We start from the raw sequence: 23,949 nt of genomic DNA, 5'->3' as shown, positions 1-23,949 counted from the left end.
GCCAGTGCCCTCGCTTTCGACATCCTGCGCAAAAGATCTTTGCGCAGTCGGATGCGTCACCGGCGTGGCCGGCCGACTACCGAACGCACACGAGGCGACGCCCGCCCGCCCCGATCAGCTCGCGCAGAGTTCCGCGAAGCGACGCGTGCTGATGTTGCCCCCGGAGAGGACCAGGCCGACGCGGCCCGGCAGGCGGTCCACCGCACCTGCCAGCAGGGCTGCCAGGGCAGTCGCGCCGCTGGGTTCGAGGACGATCTTCAGGCGTTCGAAGGCGAACCGCATCGCCTCACGGATCTCGTCGTCACTGACGAGGGCGATCCCGTCGACCAGGCGCCGGTTGATCGAGAACGTCAGCTCGCCCGGTGTCTCCGCCGCCTGGCCGTCGGCGATCGTGCGCGGTACGGGAATGGCGACCCGTGTGCCCGCCTCGAGGGACCGCTTGGTGTCGTCCCCGGCCTCCGGTTCGACCCCGATCACGCGGGTCCGTGGATGCACGCCCTTCGCCGCGGTAGCACTGCCCGCGATGAGTCCGCCGCCGCCGACCGGCACCACCAGGGCGTCGAGTTCGCCCACCTCGTCCATCAACTCCAGTGCGGCCGTGCCCTGTCCGGCGATGACATGCGGATGCTCGTACGGCGGGACGAGCGCGAGGCCGCGCTCGGTGGCAAGGGCGTTGCCGATGGCGACCCGGTCGCCGGTGTAGCGGTCGTAGGTGACGATCTCGGCGCCGTAGCCGAGGGCGGCGTCGGTCTTGGACTGCGGAGTGTCCTCCGGCATGAGGATCACCGCCGTGGTGCCCAACTCCCGCGCCGCGAGAGCGACCGCTTGGGCATGGTTGCCCGAGGAGTACGCGGCGATGCCACGGGAGAGCTGATCGGGCGTCAGGCGTGAGGCGGCGTTGTACGCACCCCGGAACTTGAAGGCGCCGATGCGCTGGAAGTTCTCGCACTTGAGGAAGACCTCGGCGCCGACGAGCGCGTCCAGCGTGCGCGAGTGCACCACCGGGGTGCGGTGCGCGACCCCCTTGATACGAGCGGCGGCGTCCCGGACGTCGTCCGGAGTGACCGGAGGGTTTTTCGCCGTCATGTCTGTCCTCCATGGGGTGGTGGTGGGGGAACGAGGCGACAGCGGTCGCACGACCGGTGTCCGGAACCCCTTGCGGACGACCGGACGACCGGACGACCGTCAAACCACCGTATTCAACTGTGGATCTCTTCAGCCCGACCGATGCCACAGGCCTTGAGGATCGCGATGGCGAAGGGGAGCCGCAGGAGGGCTTCCGTGCAGAACGCCCACCGGGAGGCACATCTGCAGAATATGGCCCGCGATGCGCAAACCTCGCCTGCCCCAGGGTCGTTCGGCCGTAGCCAAGTGATCAGTGCGAAGGTAAAGTCCCCTGCGTGCTCGGCGCCCGGATCACACCGGTGCCGGGCAATGTCGAGACCTCCGTGACCACGAGGCGCCCGACACGACAACCGGGGGAACGAGTCCGGGGGGACCTGTGACCGAAATCAAGACCACGCGCCGAGCGAACGACAGCATGTGGGCCCTGCCCCTGGCGGCGCTGGCCCCGCTGGTGCTGCTCAGGCTGCTGACCGAGCCGTCCACGCCGTGGCTCGCCCTGTCCTGGGCCCTGTGCGTGGCTTCCGCGCTGCTCCTGGCCGCCGGATGGGCCGCGCTGCGGCAGCACGGGATCCGGGGAAACACCGCATGGGGCACCTGCGTTCTGGTCCACCTCGTATGGGCCTGGCAGGTCGTCGCGCTCATCGCGGAGTAGGAGCGAAGCCGGCAGGGTGGGGAGGAACGGCGCTTCCTCCCCACCCTGCCCCCGCCTCAGGAGGCGGGCAGTTCCGACCTCACCTCGCGTGCCGCGGCGACGAGGTGCTCGAGGGACGCGCGGGTCTCCGGCCAGTCGCGCGTCTTGAGGCCGCAGTCGGGGTTGACCCACAGACGTTCGGCCGGGATGGCTTCGAGGCCCTTGCGGAGCAGGTCCGCCGCCTCGGAGACACCGGGGATGCGCGGTGAGTGGATGTCGTACACACCGGGGCCGGCTTCGCGCGGGTAGCCGTGCTCGGCGAGTTCACGCGCCACCTGCATGTGCGAGCGGGCGGCCTCCAGGCTGATCACGTCGGCGTCGAGGTCGTCGATCGCCTGCACGATGTCGCCGAACTCGGCGTAGCACATATGGGTGTGGATCTGTGTGTCCGGACGCACGCCACTGGTCGCCAGACGGAAGGACTCCGTGGCCCAGGCCAGGTAGTCCGCATGGTCGGCCGAGCGCAGCGGAAGGGTCTCCCGCAGGGCCGGCTCGTCGACCTGGATCACCGGACTGCCGGCTGTCTCCAGGTCGTTCACCTCGTCGCGCAGGGCGAGAGCGACCTGGCGGGCGGTGTCGCCGAGCGGCTGGTCGTCGCGGACGAAGGACCAGGCGAGCATGGTGACCGGGCCGGTGAGCATGCCCTTGACCGGACGGCTGGTCAGGGACTGGGCGTACGAGGTCCAGCGAACCGTCATCGGCTCGGGGCGGGAGATGTCGCCCGCGAGGATCGGCGGCCGGACGTACCGCGTGCCGTAGGACTGGACCCAGCCGTGCTGGGTGGCGAGATAGCCGGTGAGCTGCTCGGCGAAGTACTGCACCATGTCGTTGCGTTCGGGCTCCCCGTGGACCAGGACGTCGATGCCCGTCTTCTCCTGGAAGGCGATCACCTCCTGGATCTCGGCCTTGATCCGCTCCTCGTAGGCAGCGGTGTCGATCCGTCCGCGGCGCAGGTCGGCGCGTGCGGTGCGCAGTTCGGTGGTCTGCGGGAAGGAGCCGATCGTGGTGGTGGGCAGCAGAGGCAGGCCGAGGTGGGCACGCTGGGCGGCGGCGCGTTCGGCGTACGGCTGGGAGCGGCGCCCGTCGGTGTCCGTCACCCCGGCAACCCGGGCCCGGACCGCCGGGTCCCGCGTGAGGGCGGAACCGGCGCGGGAGGCGAGATCGGCGCGGTTGGCGGCGAGTTCGGCCGCGATGGTGTCGGTCCCCCGGCCCAGGCCCCTGGCCAGGGTGACGATCTCGGAGGTCTTCTGCCGGGCGAAGGCGAGCCAGCGGTGGATCTGCGGGTCGATGTCACGTTCCGCGGAACTGTCCAGCGGGACGTGCAGCAGCGAGCAGGAGGAGGCCACGTCGACCCGGTCGGCGAGGCCGAGCAGGGTGCCGAGGGTGGCCAGCGACTTCTCGATGTCGTTGATCCAGATGTTGCGCCCGTTGACGACGCCCGCGACCAGGCGCTTGCCGGGCAGTCCGCCGACAGCGGCCAGGGCGTCGAGATTGGCCGCTGCGGCGTCGGTGAAGTCGAGTGCCAGTCCGTCCACGGGAGCCTTGGCGAGTACGGGCAGCGCCTCGCCGAGCCGGTCGAAGTACGAGGCCACCAGGAGCCTGGGCCGGTCGGTGAGGGTGCCGATGTCGCGGTAGGCGCGTTCGGCGGCGTTCAGTTCGGCCGGCGTGCGGTCCTGCACCAGTGCGGGCTCGTCCAGCTGCACCCAGTCCGCCCCGGCCGCCCGCAGATCGGCGAGCACCTCCGCGTACACCGGCAGCAGCCGGTCGAGCAGGGTCAGGGGGTCGAAACCGGGCGCCACACCGGGGGCGGGCTTGGCCAGGAGGAGGTAGGTGATCGGGCCGACCAGCACCGGCCGGGCGGTGTGACCGAGGGCCAGCGCTTCCTTCAGCTCGGTGACCTGCTTGGTGGAGTCGGCGGTGAAGACGGTGCCGGGTCCCAGTTCCGGAACGAGGTAGTGGTAGTTGGTGTCGAACCACTTGGTCATCTCGAGCGGGGCGACGTCCTGGGTACCGCGCGCCATGGCGAAGTACCCGGCCAGCGCGTCCGCCTCGACGGCCGCGCGGTGGCGGGAGGGGAGGGCGCCGACCATCACGCTCGTGTCGAGGACGTGGTCGTAGTACGAGAAGTCACCGGTCGGGACCTCGTGGACCCCGGCTTCGGCCAGTTGCTGCCAGTTCGAACGACGCAGGTCCCGGGCGGTCTCTTCCAGGGCCGCGGCGGAGACGCGGCCCTTCCAGTAGCCCTCGATGGCCTTCTTCAGTTCACGGTTCGGCCCCTGACGGGGGTATCCGTGGACGGTGGACCGTGCTGCCGCGGCTGCGGGCTTCGCTGTCACTGAACTCTCCTTCGCGAGTTGCCTGTCACCCGGCGAGGGGGAAGGCGAAGGGAGCACAGACCGGACGGGGGAGTGATGCGTCGGTGACGCACGTGCCCGTCGGTGTGTACGCCGACCCGCCCTCGAGGTCACCGGGATATCCGCGCACGATCGGTCGTGCGCGGACAGCGGGCAGGTCTTCGGACTCACGGGCACGCCTGCCGGACATCTCCCGGCGGACACCTACTGGCCGTCGCTTCCCGGGCCCGTACCGGACCCAGTGCGTATGACGGCGGTCGTTCCCGCTCACCGCTGCGGGGCAGTCCCGGATTCCCACCGGGTTCCCTCTTGCGACGCACGTACCTGGCAGGCACGGCGAACCAGCTGCATCCGCCAGCCTAGAGCCCCGCAGGCCGCACCGACACCACCGCTCATCATCCGGACGGTGATCCCTGGCATGCGGGCGACCGCGGTACCGCCGCCCGACGGCCCGGTCCGGTGTCGGCCCGACGCCCCTACGAGGTCAGCCGGACCGTCCCCAGGATCTTCCGCACCGTCGCGTCCGGAACCTCGTCCGCCACACCCTTCGCGCCCACGAAGGTCCAGGAGACGAAGTCGCCGCCGGGGTCCTTGAACGCGAAGGTGGTGACCTTGCCGTCGGTGTCGCACTTGCCCTTCTTCGGCGCGCCCGTGGACACGCCCGTCGCCAGGCTCCCCGTGATCCCGGAGGCCGTGGTGTACGGCTCCACCGCACCGGCCTTGATGCTCGTCCTGTCCGGCTGGGTGTACGCGCCGTAGAGCCACAGGGACACACTGCTGCGCGCCGCGTCCTCGATGGTCTTCGCGCCGCTGTCCCCGCGGGTGCCCGCTGACGCGAGAGCCGTGTCCTCGGGAGAACCGTCCATGGCGGCGTCGAACCGGCACCACTTCTCCTTGAGCATCGCGGGGCTCGACATCCCGATGAGGGGCTTCTCCTCCGGATCTCGGTCGTCGGCGACGTAGTTGACCCAGCCAGGTCCCTTCAGACCCCACTGCGGGGGAACGTCGAAGGCGATGCCCCGCTTGGGATTCACCACCACCTTCCAGCCCGCGACGACCGGCTTCGGATCGTCCGTGTCACGCGGGTTGTCGTCGGCCGGGCTGCCCGAGGCGGACGTCGTCGGGCCGGGATCCGCGGTCTTTCCCTCGTCCCCGCCCAGGACCACGAATCCGGTCACTCCGGCGGCGACGACCACGACGAGGGCGGCAGCGACGGCGATGACCGTGGACGTACGACGGCCGCCACGAGGAGGCGGCTGCGGCGAACCGGCCGGCATCGTCGGCGAGCCCGCCCACGGTGCCTGCTGCGGAGGCCCGTGGGGGCCCGTCTGCTGATACGGATTGTTCTGCCCCGCGTACGGGTTCTGGCCGTCCCCCGGCTGCTGTGACCACATGAGGGGAACCCTAAGGGGCGCCTCTGATCGGCGGAGACGCAGGCGTCTGCGCTGTGACGTGAGGAGTTGGGCCGGCACCGGCCGCGGCGTACGTCGCTGCTGCTCGCCGGTCGGTTCCAGGGTACTGAAACCGCTCTGAAACCGCGCTGAACCCGGTGTGCCGCAAGCTCTGCGGCATGACATCGACATCGAACGAACTCGCCATCGCAGCCACGGGGCTGCACAAGGCCTTCGGCGAGAAGAAGGTCCTCGACGGCATCGACCTGGCCGTGCCGCAGGGCACGATCTTCTCCCTCCTGGGCCCGAACGGCGCCGGCAAGACCACCGCCGTGAAGATCCTCTCCACGCTCATCGCGGCCGACGCCGGCGAACTGCACGTCGGCGGCCACGATCTGACCGCCGAGCCGCAGGCGGTGCGGGCCGCGATCGGTGTCACCGGGCAGTTCTCCGCCGTCGACGGTCTGATCACCGGTGAGGAGAACATGCTTCTGATGGCGGACCTGCACCATCTCTCCCGTGCCGAAGGCCGGCGTACCGCCGCCGAGTTGCTGGAGCGCTTCGACCTCACCGACGCGGCGAAGAAGCCCGCCTCCACCTACTCCGGCGGTATGAAGCGACGTCTCGACATCGCCATGACGCTGGTCGGTGACCCCCGGATCATCTTCCTCGACGAGCCGACCACCGGACTCGACCCGCGTGCCCGTCACAACATGTGGGGCATCATCCGCGAGCTGGTCTCCGGCGGCGTCACCGTCTTCCTCACCACGCAGTACCTCGAAGAGGCCGACGAACTCGCCGACCGCATCGCCGTCCTGAGCGACGGGAAGATCGTCGCCGAAGGCAGTGCGGACGAGCTGAAGCGGCGCATCCCGGGCGGACACGTGCGGCTGCGGTTCACCGATCCGACGGCGTATCAGTCGGCCGCCGTTGCCCTGCGTGAGGTCACCCGGGACGACGAGTCGCTGTCGCTTCAGATCCCGAGCGACGGCAGTCAGCGCGAACTGCGCTCGATCCTCGACTGGCTGGACTCCGCCGGCGTCGAGGCGGATGAACTGACCGTGCACACCCCCGACCTCGACGACGTGTTCTTCGCCCTGACCGGCCCTGCCGGCCCCACCGCCGTCCCCAACCCGTCCAAGGAGACCGTCCGATGAGCGCCTTCTCCCTCGCCGTCCGCGACTCGAACACCATGCTGCGGCGCAACCTGCTCCATGCGCGGCGCTATCCCTCGCTCACCTTGAACCTGCTGCTCACGCCGGTCATGCTGCTGCTGCTCTTCGTCTACATCTTCGGCGAGGTGATGAGCGCGGGCATCGGCGGCGGCGGAGCCGACAGATCCGAGTACATCGCCTATGTCGTCCCGGGCATCCTGTTGATGACCATCGGCAGCACGGTCATCGGGGCGGCGGTGTCCGTCTCCACCGACATGTCCGAGGGCATCATCGCCCGCTTCCGCACCATGGCCATCCACCGTGGCTCGGTGCTGATCGGACACGTCGTCGGCAGCGTCCTGCAGTCGGTCGCCAGTGTGGTTCTCGTCGGCGCCGTCGCGGTCGCCATCGGCTTCCGCTCGACCGACGCCACCGCCCTGGAGTGGCTCGCGGCCTTCGGACTGCTCGTGCTCTTCGCCCTGGCGCTCACCTGGATCGCCGTCGGAATGGGAATGGCCAGTCCCAACGCCGAGGCGGCCAGTAACAGTGCGATGCCGCTGATCCTGCTCCCGCTCATCTCCAGTGCGTTCACGCCGATCGACGCGATGCCGGGCTGGTTCCAGCCGATCGCCGAGTACCAGCCCTTCACACCGGCCATCGAGACCCTGCGCGGCCTGCTGCTCGGCACCGAGATCGGCCACAACGGCTGGCTCGCCGTCGCCTGGTCCATCGGCCTGGCGGCGCTCGGATACCGCTGGTCGAGCGCGTCGTTCAACCGCGACCCGAGATGAGCTCACGGGCTGCTTCCCGCAGTTCGTCCCGCTCCAGGGCGGCGTACTCCGACAACGCGTCGGCGTACGCCGCCCCGGCGGCGTTCCCGGCGGCTTCGACCGCCTGCCGGGCGCGGGCCGCCGCCATGGTCGGGAACTCACGGAACACCCGCAGGTGTTCGGCCAGCGCGATCATCCGTACGGCACCGGCGGAGGCACCGGCACCGGCACCGGCACCGGCGGAGGCGGAGGCGGAGGCGAGTCCCGCCATACCCAGGGCATGCAGCACCGTTCCGAACAGAACGAGCTCCATCGGTGAGCCGGGCGGACCGGCGAGCAACGTCCGCAGCCCCCGCCGTAGCCGGTCGAGCGGCTCCGCGACCAGCTCGAGACGGCCGGCCTGCGCGTGTGCCGTCACCGCCGCCGACTGGATCTGCAGCGCCCACGGGTCCAGGCAGAGGTCGCCGCTGTGCGTCGAACCGGCCCCGGGCATCCGCTCCACGGCGGCGCGCCACAGGCCGAGCCCGACCTCCGTCAGTCCCCGGGTGAGCGCGATCTCGGCCCGCCCGCCGAGGCCGGGCCGGTAGAGGGCGTCCGGCTCAGGGGTGGTGTCGCTCTCCGTCTGCCGCAGCCAGTAGTCGGCCTCGTCGGGGTCGCCGCGCTGCAGGCAGGCGAGGACGAGACTGGTGCGGATGAAGACGTAGTCGTGCCCGTCGCCGAGCCGCGGCACGACCTCGAGCGCGGCCTTGAGGTGTTCGTACGCCTCCTCACCCTGCCCCGTCCGCAAGCACAGCTCGCTCAGCCGGGAATGCCCCATGAGCTGCATGGACGGATTGTCGGCGGAAGCCAGTTCCGCGAGTATCCGGCGGGCGGAGGCGAGCGCGCGGTCGATGTCGTGCCCGTACTCCCAGACATAGGTGGCGATGCATTCGGCGACGCCGGCGACCAGTGGCTGCTCGTCGTCGCAGAGCCGTCGCAGCGCGTCGTAGTCGGGCGGCAGCATCTCGGGGACCGCGCTCAGGACGACCGCGATGGCGCGCAGCAGCGTGTCCGGCGGGGCCGGGGGCAGCCGCCGGAGGATGACCAGCTGGCGTACGGCGGTCGGCCCGTGCCCCATGAACAGGGCCGCCGTGCACAACACCGCGGCGGCGCGGGCCACTTCGACATCTTCGGGCTCGGGGTAGTAGTGCGAGAGCGGCGGGCCGGTGTCCGCGGCGAGGGCGGAGAGTCGGTGGAAGCCGGAGTCGGTGGACCACAGAGCGGCGAGGACGGCGGTGAGGGCGGCGATGGTGGGGCGGTCCGTACGGTCCAGGGCGTGCCGCAGGGCCGGCACGAGGTTGTCCTGCTCGCCCCTGATCCGCTCCCAGGCGGCCCGCGGTTCAGGGCCGAAGAACCAGTCGTGGTACGCGACCCCGAAGTCCCGCGCCCAGGCGAGGAACCGGCCGATGGCCTCCGCGTCCTCGCCCGCTTCCGCGCGCCGGGCCGCGCTGAACTCCCTCACGGTCTCCAGCATCCGGAACCGCACCCCGGCCGGGGTGTCGGCGACGGTGATCAGCGACTGGTCGGCCAGCTGCTCGAGCAGAAGCAGCGCGTCCTCGCCGAGCACATGCTCCGCAGCCTCGCCGGAGAGTCCGCCGGGGAAGACGGACAGGGTGCGCAGCGCCGCCCTGGCGTCCTCGGCGAGAAGGTTCCAGCTCCACTCCACGACCGCGTGAAGCGTGCGGTGACGCTCCGGCACGTCCCGCGCACCGCCGCGCAGCAGCGCGAACCGGTCGCCGAGGCGGCGGGCGATCTCCGGAACCGACATGACCCGCACCCGCGCCGCGGCCAGCTCGACGGCGAGCGGCAGTCCGTCGAGATGGCTGCACAGCTCGGCCACCGCGTCCGGCGGCAGCTGCACCCCGCTCCTGGCGGCCCGGGCCCGCTGCGTGAACAGTTCGGCGGAGGTGTCGGGAGCGAGCTCCGGCAGGGCGTACACCGCCTCCGATGTGAGCCCCAGCGGGGCCCGGCTGGTGGCGAGCACCCGCAGGTCGTCGGAGCAGGAGACCAGGGCCCGTACGAGGTCGGCAGCGCCCTGGACGACCTGTTCGCAGTTGTCGAGGACCAGCAGCGCGGGCCCGGAGCCCAGCGCGCCGAGGATGCCGGGCACCGGATCGGCGGGGGAGTGGCCGCTCTCCCCGGGACTTCGTCCGGGGTTGCCCCCTGCGGCGTGCCGCCCCTCGCCCGCGCCGAGCGCGGACGCCACCTCCGCGGCCACGTCCTCGTCCGCCGTGACACCGGCGAGCGGCACGAAATACACCACGCGCTGCTCGGCCCGGCGGCTGACGGCGTGCGCGAGCCGGGTCTTGCCGAGGCCGCCGGGGCCGACGACGGTGACGGCGCGGGAGGGGCGCAGCAGCCGCTCCACCGCGGCGATGTCCTCGTCCCTGCCGAGGAGAGGGTTCGGCTCGTGGGGCACGCCGTGTCTGATCACCGGCGCCTCGCCGCGCAGCAGTTCCTGCTGGACGGCCTTGAGCCCGGCGCCCGGATCGGTGCCGAGCTCGTCGCGCAGCTCGCGGCGGTACGCCTCGTACCGCATCAGCGCGGCGGACGGGCCCGCCTTCGCCGCCTCGCCGCGCAGCACCTCGGCGAGCACTTCCTCGTCCCGCGGATGCTCCGCGGCGGCCAGGGCCAGCGGGCCCGCCGCCTCCGCGTGCCGGCCCAGCCGGGCGAGCGCGAGCGCCTGCGTGCGTATGAGTGCGCCGCGGACGGGAGCGCGCTCGGAGCGCAACGCGGCCACGGGGTCGTCGGTACCGCCGGCCTCGTCGGGGGTGCCGCGCCACAGCGCGAGCCCGGCCTCGGCCGCGGCCAGCGATGCGGCGTGGTCACCGGCCCTCGCCCGGTCCGCGCCGGCGGCGGCGTGCAGCAGCAGGGCGGAACTGTCGACCTGATCCTCGGCCAGGGCGAGCCGGTATCCGGTCGGTGTGCTCGCCAGGACGTCGGCGCCCAGCTGCGCCCGCGCCCTGGACACGAGGACCTGCACCGCCTTCCCCGGTCGCTCCGGCAACTCGACCGGCCACAGCCCCGCCACCAGCCGCTCGGTGCTGCAGCCCGTACGCAGGTCGCCCGCGAGCAGCGCGAGCAGGCCGCGGAGCCGGGGCGCTGTGACCTCCTGTCCGCGGAAGGCGACACGCGGCAGCAGGGTCAGGTCGGTGGTCACCGGTGCAGACTAGCCAACGCTCCCGGGTGACCGGATCCCGCCTGTGCGAAGTGACGGTGGGCCACCAGCGCGCAGCCGGGCCGCTGTTGGCCTCGTTGCAGCGGACGCCGCGGTGTCACGAGAACACCCCGGCCCTACCGCCCCCGTACCGTGGCGATCGCCTCCTTCGCCGTCTTCTCGACCAGCGAGATCCCGGACTCCATCGACGCATGGCCGTCGGAGAGCACGGCGATCAGATATCTGCGTCCGTCGATGGTCACGCGTCCCACGCTGTTGATGTCCCACAATCCGGTCTTGGTGCGCGGAAGCCAGCCGTTCTTCAGAGCCCATCCGGAACCTGCCGCGGCCGATACGCCCCAGTCCTGTTCCGCCTCGGTCCGGCTCATCAGCCTCTGGATATACGCACGAGAGGGCTGGCTCAGCTCCGGAGGGGTACCGGAGGAGGCCGTCGCCGAGTCCTCCGCGAACGCCGCCCGCAACAGGATGAGCTGGTCCTCCGCCGTGGTCTGGGTGAGACCCCAGTGCATTCCCTTGCCGCCCTTGGTCGACGTCAGGCCCAGGCGCTTGTTCGCCGCGTCCAGACCCTCGGCGCGGCCGATCTTGCGCCACAGGGCGTCTGCCGAGTCGTTGTCACTGTGTTCGATCATCGCGGTCGCGTAGGTGTGCTCCCGTATGGTCAGTTTCCGGTCCTCGTCCTGCACCTTCAGCAGCAGCGCGGCGAGAATGTTGACCTTCACGATGCTCGCGGTGTCGTACGTGGAGGCGTCGCCGTACACCTCGACGCCCCAGTCGTCGCCGTCCAGCGCGGCCACGCCGACGGACAACCGCGCCTTCGCGACGGGCAGCACGGGTGCTGGTTTCGGGGCCCCCGCCACGGGGGCTACGGGTGGGTCCGCGGGCAAGGGGGCGGCCGTGCAGGCGGCTCCCAGGAGGACGGTGCCGGCGAGCAACACCCAACGCCGTCTGAATCTCTGATAATGCGTTTTCATGCTTAATGCGTCGCACCATTGCGGGGCGTCGGCCCGGGTCGGCACTCTTATGGGCGCGAGAAAGCACCCGTTGGGCCCAGCGACTCGCCGACAGGCGCTCTCCGGTTCCCCGGGCGACGTGGTGTATCGCCCTCCTGTCCGGCGATGAGATGCGCCGGGAGCCTGCCGGGCACGCCATTGCGTAACGCCTCATTTCGTCACGCCTCTTCGCACGGACCGGGACCGCGTCCCGGCGACACGGCATCGCCCCTGGTCAGCGACGTTCCGCGGGCACCTCCGTGTCACGCAACCAACGGTGCGGTGATGCCCCATGTGCGCGCGTACCCGTCGATCGCATGCTGGGCGCATCGTCGATCGGGAGGAGAGAGGGAAACCATGGGGGTCATCGCGGTGGAACGAGCGGCGCCGGCGAGCTGGAAGGTCATCGGGTCCGCAGGAGCCTCCTGCGAGCGGGAGAGAACCCTGCGAACGCTCTATGACGAGCACGCGGCGGTGCTGCTCCGGTTCGTCGTCCGCCTGGTCGGTGGGGACCGGCAGCAGGCGGAGGACATCGTGCAGGAGACCCTGCTGCGCGCGTGGGACAAGGAGGTGTTCGACGGCACGCGGCCCGTACGGCCCTGGCTGTACACGGTGGCCCGCCGGCTCGCGATCGAGACCTATCGACGGCGCAGGGCCCGCCCCGAGGAAGTGGACGGCAGCGGTCTGGACGAGCACGTCGTGGCCGAGGCGGACCACATCGACGCCATGCTCTGCTCGGTGGTCCTCACCGATGCCCTGGACGCCCTGTCGGAGCGGCATCGCGAGGTGCTGCGGGAGACGTACTTCCGGCAGCGCACCGTCCACGAGGCCGCCACGGCGCTCGGCATTCCGCCGGGCACCGTCAAATCGCGCATCTACTACGCTCTGCGGGCCCTGCGGGTGGCGCTGGACGAGCGGGACGTCCGCGTCAGGCGCTGAGGGACCCCGCCCGGCTGGGCGGAGCGCTCCGGAACCGGCCCGAGAGAAGACCGCCCCCGCAATCGGTCCGTCGGCAGATCGGCGCCGGAACCGGATCACCCCCCTGGGGCGGATCTCAGCCCCGAGCGGAGTCCGGGGCTCCGGCACCCAGATGCCGCGTCGCCCACGCAGCCAACTGCGCACGCGACCGCAGGTCCAGACGGGCGCGGATGTTCTCCAGATGCGATTCCACCGTCCGCTGGGACACATGGATCCGCTGGGCGAGTTCACGGTTCGTCAGCCCCACCGCCACGAGCCGGGCGATCTCGCGCTCGCGGTCGGTCAGCGGCAGGGGACCGTCGCCATGCTCCTGCCACACGTCGTGCACCGCGTAGTCGAGAGCCCGCGGCAGACTCAGCGCATGTCCCTCCCGCTCGGCCTCCCGCGCGCCGGCCGGTGAGAGGCGGGCGCGGGCCTCGGTCAGGGCCTGCCGCAGCTCACGTTCCGTGGCCGGGTCGCTGTGCAGTCGACGGGCCCGCCGCAGAGCCGAAGTCACCGCACCGAGTCGCAGCGCGCGGCGGGGCTGCTCGCGCTGGGAGGCGGCCACCGCGAGGCTCTCCAGCGTGAGCACGCCGGTGACCGGGAGGATTCCGGAGTCGGCCGAGACCAGATAGGCCCGGAGTCCTTGGCGGAGATGCTGCTCCGCGGCCTTCGCGTCCTTGCGCGCCAGCGCGTGGGCACCCGCGGTGTGCAACCACTCCGGGGGCAGCGGGTGCGGGGAGTGCCGGCGGTAGAGGGGCAGACAGCTCTCCATCAGCTCCCCTGCCCGGTCCGTGTTGCCGCACTGCAGTGCCGTCCAGGCCAGATTGTGCAGACACACGGCGGTGTCCAGGGGACGGCCGAGCGGCTCCACGATCTCCAGGCACCGTGCTGACGCGGCATAGGCGTCGGCGTTCCGGTCGCAGGACAGATGGACCCGGGCCAGCGTGCCCAGAGCCCGGACGAGCGGGATGGGGTGCCCCGACCCGAGGGCGAGCCGGGTCGCCTCGGTCACCAGAGCCATGGCTTCGGTGTGATCTCCCTGACCCGCGGCCAGCGCTGCCGCCTGTTCGAGTGCCGCGACCCGGGCCGGATGCGCCGGACCGGTGCTCTCCAGCGCGGTCCGCAGCAGCGCGCGACCCTCGGCGGCCTGTCCATGGTGCCGCCAGCACCGGCCGAGGGCGGCCGCGAGCGGCAGATGACGGCTGTCGCCGACGCGTGCCGCCCAGTCCACGGTCGCGGTGAGGTTGGCGCGCTCGATGTCGAGCGGTTCGAGCTCCTCGTAGCAGTGCAGCATGTCGTCACCGACGATCGGTTCGGCGAGCCGCAGCAGATGGCTCGCCAGCCGGTCGAACGTGGCGTCGGTCTCGTCGGCCAGGTCCAGCCGTTCGCGTCCGTACATCCGGATGGACTCCAGCTGTCGGAAGCGGTTGGCCGCCGACGCTCGTTGCGGCACGATCAGAGAGCGCGCTTCCAGATCGGCCAGCAGGTCGATCATGTCCTCCGCCAGGACGGTCCGCCCGTCGGCGCACGCGGCCGTCGCGGTGCTCAGGCCGAACCCGCCGACCAGCACCGACAGTCGCCGCATCGCCGCCTGTTCGTGCGCCTCCAGGAGGTCGTGGCTCCACTCGATGGTGGTTCGCAGGTCCCGGTGCCGGTCCGCCGCGGTCCGTGAGCCACGGGTGAGAAGGCGGAAACGGTCGTCCAGCCGGGCGTTGATCTCCGCCACTGTCAGCAGCCGCACGCGCCGGGCCGCCAGCTCGATGGCCAGCGGTATCCCGTCCAGCCGGGTACACAGGGCGGCGACGTCGTCCACGTTCTCGTCGGTGAGCTGGAAGTCGGGAGCGGCGGCGCGTGCCCGCTCCACGAACAGCCGGACGGCGGCCGAGGTGAGCAGGTCGGTACGTGTGCGGTTCCGGCGGGAGCCCGGCAGCGGCAGTTCGCCCACCCGTACGACGGTCTCGCCCGGGACGTCCAGCGGCTCCCGGCTCGTCGTCAGCACCCGCAAGTGCGGGCAGCGGCTCAGCAGCGCCTCGGTGAGCCGTGCCGCCGGCAGGACGAGGTGTTCACAGTTGTCGAGGAGCAGCACGGCCCGGTGCGGGGCGAGCGTGTCGGTGACCGTGTCGAGTATGGGTCGGCCGACTTCCTCGGAGATGCCCAGGCAGTCCGCGACGCTCTGGACGAGCAGCGCACCGTCGGTGAGGGCGGCCAGTTCGACGAGCCACACACCGTCCGGGTAGCGGGGCTGCACCCGCAGGCCCAGTTCCACGGCCAGCCGCGTCTTGCCGGCGCCGCCGGGCCCGGTGAGCGTGACCAGCCGGTGGCGCGACAACAAGGTCTGAAGTTCGCCCAGTTCGGTATCGCGGCCCACGAAACTGTCGAGCGGAAGGGGCAGTCGGCCCACCGTCCCGGGTGCGTGTGCGGCGGGATGATCCGGATCGGGCGCCCCTGGTGGTGGCGTCCCTGTCCGTACGCCTGCGGGCTCCGGCGCGGACTCCTGCTGCGGTCGTGGCGAAGGCGTCGAGGCGGCCTTCTTGCTCCGGCCCGCGGACGCCCGTTGCCGGTAAGCGCGTTGCCGGCATGCGCTGGAGCAGTATCGGGCGGGGCGGCCCACGCGACCGCCGGCCTTGGTGGGCCCGACGTCCAGGCCCACTCCACAGATGGCGCAGTGACCGGTCGCGGACGGCACGGGCCCCTACTCTCCGTCAGGCGCTGTGTCGGACTGCGGGCGCCGTTTCCAGCATCAACGCCCTTGCATTCGCTCATGGTTGTTCGAGCCGTCACTCTAGCGGCGACGGGTCATGAGCGTAACGGCGCCTGCCGCGGCCCGGGCGGCGAGCCCGGACGTGCGCGGCGGCCGCCCATCAGTCGAACGGCGGCCCGGACCTGGCGATGTCGTGCTTGAACACCTGGGCGTCCCGGGCGTCGATCGAGGTGGTGGGAGGCGGAGCGACGGCCCGCCAGGCGTCCAGCGTCTCCTGCGAATCCCAGTGCTCGAAGATGTTCACCCGCCCCGCGTCGACCGGATCGGGCGAGATCGACACGTCGAGACAGCCGGGCGCCCGGCGCGACTGCTCGACGATGTCGCGGTGGCCCTCGACGAACCGGTCCCGCTCGCTCGGCTCCACGTGCACCGTCCCGGCGACGATCACTGCCACGGTCATCTTCACTCCTCCTGTGTCCCCAGGGCTCCGGGCCCCGGCACGGCCGACAGGGTGGCGGCCCCACCAGTACCGACTGGCGACGCTCCCGAAACTGATCGCCCGGCCATCCCCCGATCGGGCCGGGCCGCACCGCGGCACACCGCGCTTGTGGGCCCGCACCCGGAGTCGCCCCTGACCCTTCCCCTAGGTTTCCCTGATATGTGTCAGCTTCCTTTGACAGGTGTCCGAGAGGGGTGTCAGCTTTGAGTGACAGGTACGCAGGAGGGGAGCCCCGATGACCGGAGTCCCGGACCCGCAGCCGAGCGGGGACGAACTGCTGAAGATCCTCGGGGCGCTCGGAAATCCGCATCGCATGCGGATCATCGCCGCCCTCGTCGACGGAGGCCGCAACTACGTCAGCCGTCTCGCCCGGGAACTCGGCATCGGTCGCCCGCTCCTGCACATGCACCTGCAACGACTGGAGGCGGCGGGGCTCGTCACCGGCGAGCTGGAGCTGTCGGAGGGCGGAAAGGCCATGAAGTACTTCGAGGTGACGCCCTTCTGTTACGCACTGACCCCCGAGACCGTCGCCGAGGCGGCGCGGACGATCACCGAGGAAGCGAGAGAGACCGTGAAGGAGACTGCGCGATGAACGGAGCGGACTGGGCGGGAGTGGCCGGCGCCGGCGGTGTCTTCCTGTTCCTCATCGTGGTCGTGTGGCAGATCGCCGCGACCTGGCGGGCGCGCATGCTGGCATCCCGAGAGCAGCAGTACAAGGAGCTCGCGGGCAAATACGCGCAACTCCTCGAGGACAACGTCGAGTTGCACCGCCGCACCCTCGACGAACTGACGCAGGCCCGCACCTCGATCAGGTCGATGGAGAAGATGATGCGCGAGATCGAGTAGCGGTACGCAGGCGGTACGGAAGCGCGGCACGTCCGTCGGTACCGCAGCAGTGACACGGCCGGGAGCGCCAACTCCCGGCCGTGTCCATGGAGAACTCGTCCCAGGCACATCCCACCCGGACACCGCGGCAGGTCGGCAAACCATCACGCCGCGGCGCGGGTCCTGTGCGCCCCGAGCCGGTCATCGACCGGCAGCACTCCACATCCAGGAGACTACTCATGAAAGCGCTGTTCAAGCGGGTGGCGACCGCCCCCGGCGGCCGACGCACCAAGTGGCTCGTCCTCGCCGCGTGGCTGATCCTCGCCGTTGCGCTGGGCCCGCTGGCCGGCAAGCTCGGCGACGTCGAGGACACCGGGCCCAACGCCTTCCTGCCGCGCGGTGCGGAATCCGCCCAGGTCAACACCGAGCTGAAGAGGTTCCGTGACGACGCGCTGATGCCGGCCGTCATCGTCTACACCGGCACGGACGCGGCAGCGACCTCCGCGAAGGCGACGGCCGACCGCAGTGCCTTCAACCGCCTCGCCGCGTCGGGCGAGCAGGTGACCTTGCCCCTTCGGTCGCAGGACGGCGACGCTCTCATGACCGTCGTCCCCCTCGACACCAAGGGTGAAGTCACCGATGCCGTCAAGGAGTTGCGGGACATCGCCGGCTCCAACGCACCACCCGGCGTGGAGGTCGAGGTCGGCGGCCCCGCCGGCTCGCTCGTCGACCAGGTGGCCGTCTTCGACTCGCTCGACTCCACCCTGATGATCGCCACCGGTCTCGTCGTCGCCGCCCTTCTGCTGATCACCTACCGCAGTCCGGTCCTGTGGCTCTTCCCGCTGATGTCGGTCGGCTTCGCCGCCGTTCTCACCCAGGTCTGCACGTACCTGCTCGCCAAGCACGCCCATCTGCCTGTCGACCCGCAGAGCGCGGGCATCCTGATGGTCCTGGTCTTCGGCGTCGGAACGGACTACGCCCTGCTGCTCATCGCCCGATACCGTGAGGAACTGCACCGCCACGAGGACCGGCACCGGGCGATGACCATCGCGCTCCGCCGCTCCGGTCCGGCGATCCTCGCCTCCGCCGGCACCATCGCGGTCGGACTCGCCTGCCTCTCGCTCGCCGACATCAACTCCTCGCGCTCCATGGGTCTGGTCGGAGCCGTCGGAGTGATCTGCGGATTCATCGCGATGATCACGGTTCTCCCGGCGCTGCTGGTGATCGCGGGCCGCTGGGTCTTCTGGCCGTTCGTCCCGCGGTTCGGCACACCGGCCCGCAAGGCGACCACCGTCTGGTCCCGCATCGGGTCCGCCGTCGCCCGGCGTCCCCGCTGGTCCTGGATGATGTCGGTCGCCGTCACCGGCGTGCTCGCGCTCAGCGCCTTCGGCATCAGCATGGGCCTCACCCAGTCCGAGATGTTCCAGGACAAGCCCGAGTCGGTCATCGCCCAGGAACGGATCTCCGCGCACTACCCGTCGGGCGCCTCCGACCCGGCGACGATCGTCACCGCTTCCGCCCAGGCGCCCCAGGTGAAGACCGCCGCGGCGGCGGTCGCGGGCGTCGCCCGCGTCGAGGACGGCGATCGCACCTCCGACGGCGAACTGACCACTCTTGGCGTGGTGTTGAAGGACACCCCGGACAGCCCGGCCGCCAAGAACACCATCGACGGCGTACGGGGTGCCGTCCACCGCGTGTCCGGCGCCGATGCCCTGGTCGGCGGCACCACCGCCCAGACCCTGGACACCCAGCGGGCCGCGGACCGCGACCTGCGGACCGTCATCCCCGTGGTGCTCCTGGTCGTACTCCTCGTCCTGGCCTGGTTGTTGCGCGCCGTCGTCGCCCCGCTGCTGCTGCTCGCCACGGTGGTGCTCTCGTACTTCGCGGCGCTCGGCGCCTCGAACCTCGTCTTCGAGCACGTACTCGGCTTCGCCGGGGTCGACTGGTCCATTCCCCTGATGGGCTTCGTGTTCCTCGTCGCCCTCGGCATCGACTACAACATCTTCCTGATGCACCGGGTGAGGGAGGAATCCATCCGTCTCGGCCGCAGCCGCGGCGTACTGGAAGGCCTGACGAGCACCGGAGGTGTCATCACCTCCGCCGGCGTCGTCCTCGCCGCGACGTTCGCGGTCTTCGCGGGACTGCCACTGGTGACCATGGCGCAGATGGGCGTCATCGTCGGGATCGGGGTCCTGCTCGACACCTTCCTCGTCCGCACGGTCCTGGTGCCGGCCCTGGCCCTCGACCTGGGCCGCTGGTTCTGGTGGCCGGGCCGCCTCTTCCGCGACCCGGACCCGGAGCCCGGGGAGGCCGCCACGCGGCAGGAGGCAGGGCTGACGCCGGAACATGCCTGAACCCGAGGCGGGAGAGCCGGCTGCCGGACCGCGGTCCGGCAGCCGGCTCTCCCGTCGGGGCTGCCGGTCGATCCCCGCGCCTCGTCAGCGACGGATGTCCTCCACCTTCGCGAAGCCGCTCGCCCGGTCCCACCGGAGCTGTGTCAGCCACTCGACGGACCGTCTGGTGAAGGTGAGTTGCTGGGCGTTTCCCGAGGCGGTGACCTTCTCCCAGCCGTCGAAGTTCTCAGTCACCTCGGTGTGCCATGCCAACCGGTTCGTCTCCCCGACCGCGGCGAGGGACTCGGTCGGTGGTTCCCCATCGGCGCAGTAGGGGCCCCAGTCGGCGATGACCGCCACCACACCGCCGAACGCCGTGAGCTTCATGCTCCCGCACGGGTCAGCGGTGGTCCTGTGCACCAGGTGGGGCTTGCTCCATGCCGTGGCCCCGGGGTCGACGTGCTGCTCCATGAGGCCGCGGCCGGGGCTGTAGTACATACCGACGCGTCGGCCTCCGTCCATCACGACCTGCTCGTCGAAGGGAGCATGCGAGGGGGCGGTGGGAGAGGCCGGGGGATCCTCCGCGTCCGCCACGGGCCCGCCGCCGCAGCCGGCCACCGCCAGCAGCACCGCCACCACACCCACGATGCGCCGTGCCCGCATGTACGTCACCTGGCCTGCCCTGTCCGCGAGTTTCTGTGCGAAGGGAGCTTGCCCGTCACCTCGCCGGCGACACCGGGGCGTACGCGACCGGCCGAGCCCGGGGCGCGGGGTTCAGGGAACGCCCGGCGGAACCGGCGGCACGGTTTCAGTCGTGAACCGGACGCGACGACGGGCGTTCGACGTTCCTCGTGATGTGGGGGAGCGGGAAGGGCCGCTCGTCGTCGTACGGACGCCTCGCACCGGTGCCATGCCCTACCTCGGGGGATCAACACATGCGTCGAGTCAGCCGATGGGCAGCGCCGCTCGCGGCCTTGCCCCTGCTCCTGACAGCTACCGCCTGCGCCGAGGAAGACGCGGAACCACCGTCCCCCGAGGCCAGGCTGTGCGGTGTCACCATGGCGAGTTGGTGGTTCGACGCGACGGGCGCCGGCGATCTGTCGGGCCGGCTGCGCGGCGGACTGCCGCTGCCGAAGCCCACGCAGACGGCGTACACCACCGCCACCGCGAGATGCGTTGTGTACTCCGGTGACGAGCAGATCGGCCGGTTCCTGGCCGAGGTCCCGCCGGCCGACCGGGTCGTCAACGCCGCGGCACAGCTCGCCGAACGACCGGCGGACAGGCGCTTCACCGCTGCCGGAGGCAAGGGTGCCGTGGATCCGGATCAGGACGAGGACGGCGCGGCAGCCTGGTGGACCTGCAAGAGCGCTCTGCTCCATCTCGAGGTCCTTCGCCCGCGTGATGCCGGCAAGCGCATCGAGCTGACCAAGGACCTCGCAGGCCGCGTCGCCGCTGCTGTCGGCTGCCCGGGACCCCCTCCCGCGGGTGCTTCCGGCTGAGCCGGTCCGGCCGCCACGGGTCCGCCGCACGTCCGCCACGGCTCAGGCGGCGGCCTTGCGCCGCTGGAGCAGCCGAGGGTGCAGGGCGAGCAGGATCGCGGCGATGGCAGCCCACAGGGTGAGTGTGATGAGCGGGCCTGACATGTGTGCGCCGTTGAAGTAGCTCAGGTCGTTGATGGCCCGGACGGCGGCCCCGGGCGGCAGGAGCGCGGAGATGATCCGGGCGGGGGCGGGGAGCAGATCGGCACCGATGACGGCACCACTGGTCGCATTGCCGACGGTGAGCAGCAGGAGCGTGGTGACCGGGAGCCCGACAGGCCCGAGAGCGGTGCCGAGGAACTTGGTGGTGAAGGCCGCGGCAGCTGCCAAGAGGGTGAGGGTGAGGATCAGTGGAAGCAGCGGGGCCGGAACTGCTCCCAGGACGGGTCCGGAGATGACCGCCGCGACGGTGCCGATGGCCGCGGAGGCGCCCGTCAGCAGCCAGAACCGGTGGCGCAGACGGAGGACGCTGACGAGGCCGAGAGCGTTCGAGCCCAGCACGAAACCGGCGAGCGTCACGCCGAAGGCCATGTAGAAGCCGGCCAGTCCCCGCGAGTCGAAGTGCGCCAGCGGCACGACGTTCTCGGTGGTCACATGTGCGCCCGCGCCGTGGGCGTACGCATCGACGAGGCCGCTCACGGCCGCGGTCGTGGACGCTCCGGCCGCCCCGGCGACCTCCAGCCGCAGCTGGTCCGGTCCGTCGGCGCTGAGCACGGCGACGACATTGTTGTGCACCAGCGCGCTCCGGGCCGCGTCGGCGTCCGTCGCAGGGTGGACCTCGACGGCCTCGCCGAGAGCCTGACGTATCTCGCCCGGCAGGTCGGACCCGGTGACGGCGACGGGGACCTGGTGGGGCTGGGGGTCACGCTGGAGACCGACGTAGCACGCGATGAACGCCGCCACCACGATCAGCGCGATCACCGTCGGCTGGAGCCATGCCCGCACCGGCGGCCGACGGTTGTCCGAACTGAGCTTGGACGATGTCTCGGCCACCGCGGGGGGCGTTTGATGACGCTCGGTCACGGATCCGGCGGGAACTGTCATGAAGGGCTCTCTCGTGGGGGCGGAGGAGGAATGCGGACGGCAGGCGGGAGCAACCTGCGGAGATACGAGCATATGCTCGTATCTCTGAAATCGCAAAGATGGGCATCCGACGTGGACCTGCCCCGAGTGTGTGCCTCGCGCCGCGATCGAGCCGCCTTCTTCGATTAGGTGCATATACTCTTATTGTCTCGGTGAAGCTACGGAGGAGATCATGGCCGCAACGCCCGCACAGACGGCCCCCGCCTGCAACAGCATGGCCCTGCGCAAGGCGGCCCGGTATCTCGGTGCGACGTACGACAAGGCCCTCGCCCCGGTCGGCCTTCGCGCGACGCAGTTCGGCATCCTCCAGAAGCTCAGCAACGAGGGCGAGACGACGATCACCCACCTCGCCGACATGATCGCCATGGACCGCACGACACTGGCCACCAATCTCAAGCCGCTCGCCCGGGAAGGGCTGGTGACCGTCGAGCGCTCGGCAGCCGATCGCCGGGCGCGCATCGTCGCGCTCACGCCGGAGGGCAACGCCCGCCTGAAGACGGCGCTACCGCTGTGGCGCACCGTGCAGGTTCAGTTCGAGGACACCTTCGGCGCCGGCAAGGCCTCCCGGCTGCGCGCCCTGCTCGACGAGGTGCTCGACACCGGCTTCCAGCCCTGGGCCGAGTGACCCGGCCCTGTGGCCGGCCGCCCGCTTCGCCCGGCGCAAGCAGTGGTCGGGGCGCGACACTGGGTTTCAGGGACAGGTGCCGGACCGAGGAGGCAGACCGATGGCGACGACCAGCGACAGTTCGGATGCCCTGCCGGCCGCGCACCGCCGGTCCGAAGTGATCGACAGCGTGGTGTGGGAGCCGAGCGAGCGGTGGGTGCGGGCGACCAAGGGCGAGGTCACGGTCGTGGACAGCCGGCGGCCGGTTCTCGTGTGGGAGCCGGGCCGTCCCGTGCCTCTGTACGCCTTCCCTGCCGAGGACGTCCGGACGGATCTGCTGCACAGGACGGAGCGGCCTGCCAACCCGCGCCGGCATGCGGGAGCGACGGTCTTCTACGACCTCGCCCTCGCCGGCCAGTCCATCAAGGCGGCGGCCTGGACCTATCCCGGCGAGGAGCTGGCCGGACACATCAGCTTCGAATGGTTCGGCCACGATGTTCTCGACCACTGGTACGAGGAGGACGAGGAGATCTTCGTCCACCCGCGCGACCCGCACAAACGGGTGGATGCCCTGCCGAGCACCCGTCACGTCCGGGTCGAGATCGAGGGCACGACGGTCGCGGACACGCACACGCCGGTTCTGCTGTTCGAGACCCATCTGCCGGTCCGCTACTACTTCCCGCGGGATGACGTCCGCCTCGACCTGCTCACCCCGACCGATGCTCACACCCGCTGCCCGTACAAGGGTGTGGCGACGGAGTACTGGTCCTGGGAGGGCGACGGCGCCGCACTGCCGGACATCGCATGGAGCTACCCGGACCCTCTGCGCCAAGTGGAGATCATCAAGGACCGGGTGGCCTTCTACAACGAGTCGGTGGACATCATCGTCGACGGAGAACGGCAGGAGCGTCCGGTCACGTTCTTCAGCAAGCGGTCGCGTTCCTGAATCCGCGCGGGGGATGGTGCCCGCGTCGCAACTCCGGGCGCGGAGTGCGAGTTGGCTCGATGCCTGGACACCGCGACCGTACACACCCGCTACCGTCCTCGGCCATGACCGAGTCGACCTACCTGCACGCCACACGCGTGGCCTACGACACCGTCGCCGCCGACTACGCCGAACTCGTGCCTCCCGCCTTCGGGAGCGACCGGTACGGCCGCGCGATGATCAGCGCATTCGCCGAGCTCACACGAGGCGGCGGCGGGCCTGTCGCTGATCTCGGGTGCGGGCCCGGGCATGTGACGGCGCATCTGCACTCGCTCGGGGTGGACGCGTTCGGCATCGACCTGTCGCCGGAGACCGTGGCCGTTGCCCGTCGGATGCACCCGCACCTGACGTTCGACGAAGGGTCGATGACCGATCTGGACCTGGCCGACGGTGCTCTGGGCGGCATCCTCTCCTGGTACTCGATCGTTCACACCCCTCCGGAGCTGCTGCCGGTGGTGTTCGCCGAGTTCCACCGAGTCCTGGCCCCGGGCGGGCATCTGCTGATCGGCTTCAAGGCCGGTGACAGACACCGGCACTTGGAGAACGCGTACGGTCACGAGCTCTCGCTCGATGTGTACTGGGTGTCTCCCGACCGCATCGAAGAGCTGCTGAGCCGGGCCGGGCTCGAGGCGGACGCCCGGATGATCCGTGAGCCCAGCGAGGAGGAGAAGCCCCGGCAGGGGCGGCAGGCATACCTTGTGGCTCGGAAGCCCGCCCGCCGCTGAGGGGA

20 protein-coding genes and 1 riboswitch are annotated in these 23,949 nt (G+C 70.9%); of the genes, 11 read left to right on the top strand and 9 right to left on the bottom strand.

Annotated elements, in window-relative coordinates; all coding sequences use genetic code 11:
- Window positions 1-114 precede the first annotated feature (114 nt).
- Window positions 115-1,086, bottom strand: a complete 972-nt coding sequence (locus OHA05_RS03075) for a pyridoxal-phosphate dependent enzyme (protein ID WP_328859718.1) — start codon at window positions 1,084-1,086, stop codon at window positions 115-117.
- Window positions 1,087-1,501: 415 nt separating this feature from the next.
- On the opposite strand from OHA05_RS03075, the gene OHA05_RS03070 reads away from it, so the two are divergent.
- Complete coding sequence (locus tag OHA05_RS03070; protein WP_313947982.1) at window positions 1,502-1,777, top strand: hypothetical protein; 276 nt, start codon at window positions 1,502-1,504, stop codon at window positions 1,775-1,777.
- A 56-nt stretch (window positions 1,778-1,833) separates the two neighbouring features.
- Here OHA05_RS03070 and metE read toward each other — a convergent pair whose 3' ends face one another.
- Together metE and OHA05_RS03060 are read right to left on the bottom strand one after the other, a co-directional pair.
- Window positions 1,834-4,152: a 5-methyltetrahydropteroyltriglutamate--homocysteine S-methyltransferase gene (gene metE / locus OHA05_RS03065; protein ID WP_328859717.1), complete on the bottom strand. Its 2,319-nt coding sequence runs from the start codon at window positions 4,150-4,152 to the stop codon at window positions 1,834-1,836.
- A 153-nt stretch (window positions 4,153-4,305) separates the two neighbouring features.
- A riboswitch (cobalamin riboswitch) is annotated at window positions 4,306-4,531 on the bottom strand.
- A 115-nt stretch (window positions 4,532-4,646) separates the two neighbouring features.
- The gene (locus OHA05_RS03060) at window positions 4,647-5,564 is read right to left on the bottom strand and encodes a hypothetical protein (RefSeq protein ID WP_328859716.1); all 918 of its coding nucleotides are present in this window, start codon (window positions 5,562-5,564) and stop codon (window positions 4,647-4,649) included.
- 176 nt (window positions 5,565-5,740) lie between these two features.
- Between OHA05_RS03060 and OHA05_RS03055 the strand changes: the two genes are divergently transcribed.
- The gene (locus tag OHA05_RS03055) at window positions 5,741-6,718 is read left to right on the top strand and encodes an ATP-binding cassette domain-containing protein (RefSeq protein ID WP_328859715.1); all 978 of its coding nucleotides are present in this window, start codon (window positions 5,741-5,743) and stop codon (window positions 6,716-6,718) included.
- Complete coding sequence (locus OHA05_RS03050; RefSeq protein ID WP_327685647.1) at window positions 6,715-7,506, top strand: ABC transporter permease; 792 nt, start codon at window positions 6,715-6,717, stop codon at window positions 7,504-7,506. Before OHA05_RS03055 ends, OHA05_RS03050 begins: the two co-directional genes overlap by 4 nt.
- On the opposite strand, the gene OHA05_RS03045 is transcribed toward OHA05_RS03050, so the two are convergent.
- Both OHA05_RS03045 and OHA05_RS03040 read right to left on the bottom strand, forming a co-directional pair.
- Complete coding sequence (locus tag OHA05_RS03045) at window positions 7,487-10,684, bottom strand: ATP-binding protein (RefSeq protein ID WP_328859714.1); 3,198 nt, start codon at window positions 10,682-10,684, stop codon at window positions 7,487-7,489. The genes OHA05_RS03050 and OHA05_RS03045 overlap by 20 nt on opposite strands.
- 134 nt (window positions 10,685-10,818) lie before the next feature.
- A complete protein-coding gene (locus OHA05_RS03040) occupies window positions 10,819-11,532 on the bottom strand; it encodes a serine hydrolase (protein WP_328859713.1) in 714 nt (237 codons plus the stop codon).
- Window positions 11,533-12,048: 516 nt separating this feature from the next.
- Here OHA05_RS03040 and OHA05_RS03035 point away from each other — a divergent pair.
- Window positions 12,049-12,630 (top strand): sigma-70 family RNA polymerase sigma factor, encoded by a 582-nt coding sequence (locus OHA05_RS03035; RefSeq protein ID WP_328859712.1) that lies wholly within the window; start codon window positions 12,049-12,051, stop codon window positions 12,628-12,630.
- 115 nt (window positions 12,631-12,745) lie between these two features.
- Here OHA05_RS03035 and OHA05_RS03030 read toward each other — a convergent pair whose 3' ends face one another.
- Both OHA05_RS03030 and OHA05_RS03025 read right to left on the bottom strand, forming a co-directional pair.
- Window positions 12,746-15,052, bottom strand: a complete 2,307-nt coding sequence (locus tag OHA05_RS03030; protein ID WP_328859711.1) for an ATP-binding protein — start codon at window positions 15,050-15,052, stop codon at window positions 12,746-12,748.
- A gap of 460 nt (window positions 15,053-15,512) precedes the next feature.
- Window positions 15,513-15,812 carry a putative quinol monooxygenase gene (locus OHA05_RS03025; RefSeq protein ID WP_328859710.1) on the bottom strand — a complete coding sequence of 100 codons (300 nt, stop codon included), beginning with the start codon at window positions 15,810-15,812 and terminating at the stop codon, window positions 15,513-15,515.
- A gap of 274 nt (window positions 15,813-16,086) precedes the next feature.
- Between OHA05_RS03025 and OHA05_RS03020 the strand changes: the two genes are divergently transcribed.
- The 3 genes from OHA05_RS03020 to OHA05_RS03010 all read left to right on the top strand — a co-directional run bounded on the left by OHA05_RS03020 (window position 16,087) and on the right by OHA05_RS03010 (window position 19,030).
- The gene (locus OHA05_RS03020; protein WP_313947991.1) at window positions 16,087-16,443 is read left to right on the top strand and encodes an ArsR/SmtB family transcription factor; all 357 of its coding nucleotides are present in this window, start codon (window positions 16,087-16,089) and stop codon (window positions 16,441-16,443) included.
- On the top strand, window positions 16,440-16,697 hold the full coding sequence (locus tag OHA05_RS03015; RefSeq protein ID WP_313947992.1) for a hypothetical protein: 258 nt from the start codon (window positions 16,440-16,442) through the stop codon (window positions 16,695-16,697). Before OHA05_RS03020 ends, OHA05_RS03015 begins: the two co-directional genes overlap by 4 nt.
- 218 nt (window positions 16,698-16,915) lie before the next feature.
- Entirely contained in the window at window positions 16,916-19,030 is a 2,115-nt protein-coding gene (locus OHA05_RS03010) for an MMPL family transporter (protein ID WP_328859709.1), read from the top strand.
- Window positions 19,031-19,114: 84 nt separating this feature from the next.
- On the opposite strand, the gene OHA05_RS03005 is transcribed toward OHA05_RS03010, so the two are convergent.
- Window positions 19,115-19,672: a hypothetical protein gene (locus tag OHA05_RS03005; protein WP_328859708.1), complete on the bottom strand. Its 558-nt coding sequence runs from the start codon at window positions 19,670-19,672 to the stop codon at window positions 19,115-19,117.
- A gap of 272 nt (window positions 19,673-19,944) precedes the next feature.
- Between OHA05_RS03005 and OHA05_RS03000 the strand changes: the two genes are divergently transcribed.
- A complete protein-coding gene (locus OHA05_RS03000) occupies window positions 19,945-20,508 on the top strand; it encodes a hypothetical protein (protein ID WP_328859707.1) in 564 nt (187 codons plus the stop codon).
- Window positions 20,509-20,550: 42 nt separating this feature from the next.
- Here OHA05_RS03000 and OHA05_RS02995 read toward each other — a convergent pair whose 3' ends face one another.
- Complete coding sequence (locus tag OHA05_RS02995) at window positions 20,551-21,540, bottom strand: hypothetical protein (RefSeq protein ID WP_313947996.1); 990 nt, start codon at window positions 21,538-21,540, stop codon at window positions 20,551-20,553.
- Window positions 21,541-21,802: 262 nt separating this feature from the next.
- Here OHA05_RS02995 and OHA05_RS02990 point away from each other — a divergent pair, with 262 nt between their 5' ends.
- The 3 genes from OHA05_RS02990 (at window position 21,803) to OHA05_RS02980 (ending at window position 23,944) form a co-directional block, all read left to right on the top strand.
- On the top strand, window positions 21,803-22,255 hold the full coding sequence (locus OHA05_RS02990; protein WP_313947997.1) for a MarR family winged helix-turn-helix transcriptional regulator: 453 nt from the start codon (window positions 21,803-21,805) through the stop codon (window positions 22,253-22,255).
- Window positions 22,256-22,355: 100 nt separating this feature from the next.
- Entirely contained in the window at window positions 22,356-23,180 is an 825-nt protein-coding gene (locus tag OHA05_RS02985; protein WP_328859706.1) for a DUF427 domain-containing protein, read from the top strand.
- Between the two features lie 104 nt (window positions 23,181-23,284).
- Window positions 23,285-23,944 carry a class I SAM-dependent DNA methyltransferase gene (locus OHA05_RS02980; RefSeq protein ID WP_328859705.1) on the top strand — a complete coding sequence of 220 codons (660 nt, stop codon included), beginning with the start codon at window positions 23,285-23,287 and terminating at the stop codon, window positions 23,942-23,944.
- The last annotated feature ends 5 nt before the right edge of the window (window positions 23,945-23,949 follow it).

This window comes from Streptomyces sp. NBC_00306, assembly GCF_036169555.1.
Taxonomy (GTDB): Bacteria; Actinomycetota; Actinomycetes; order Streptomycetales; family Streptomycetaceae; genus Streptomyces; species Streptomyces achmelvichensis.
The sequence above is the reverse complement of the archived record's forward strand: the minus strand, read 5'-3'. Positions and strand labels throughout refer to the sequence as shown.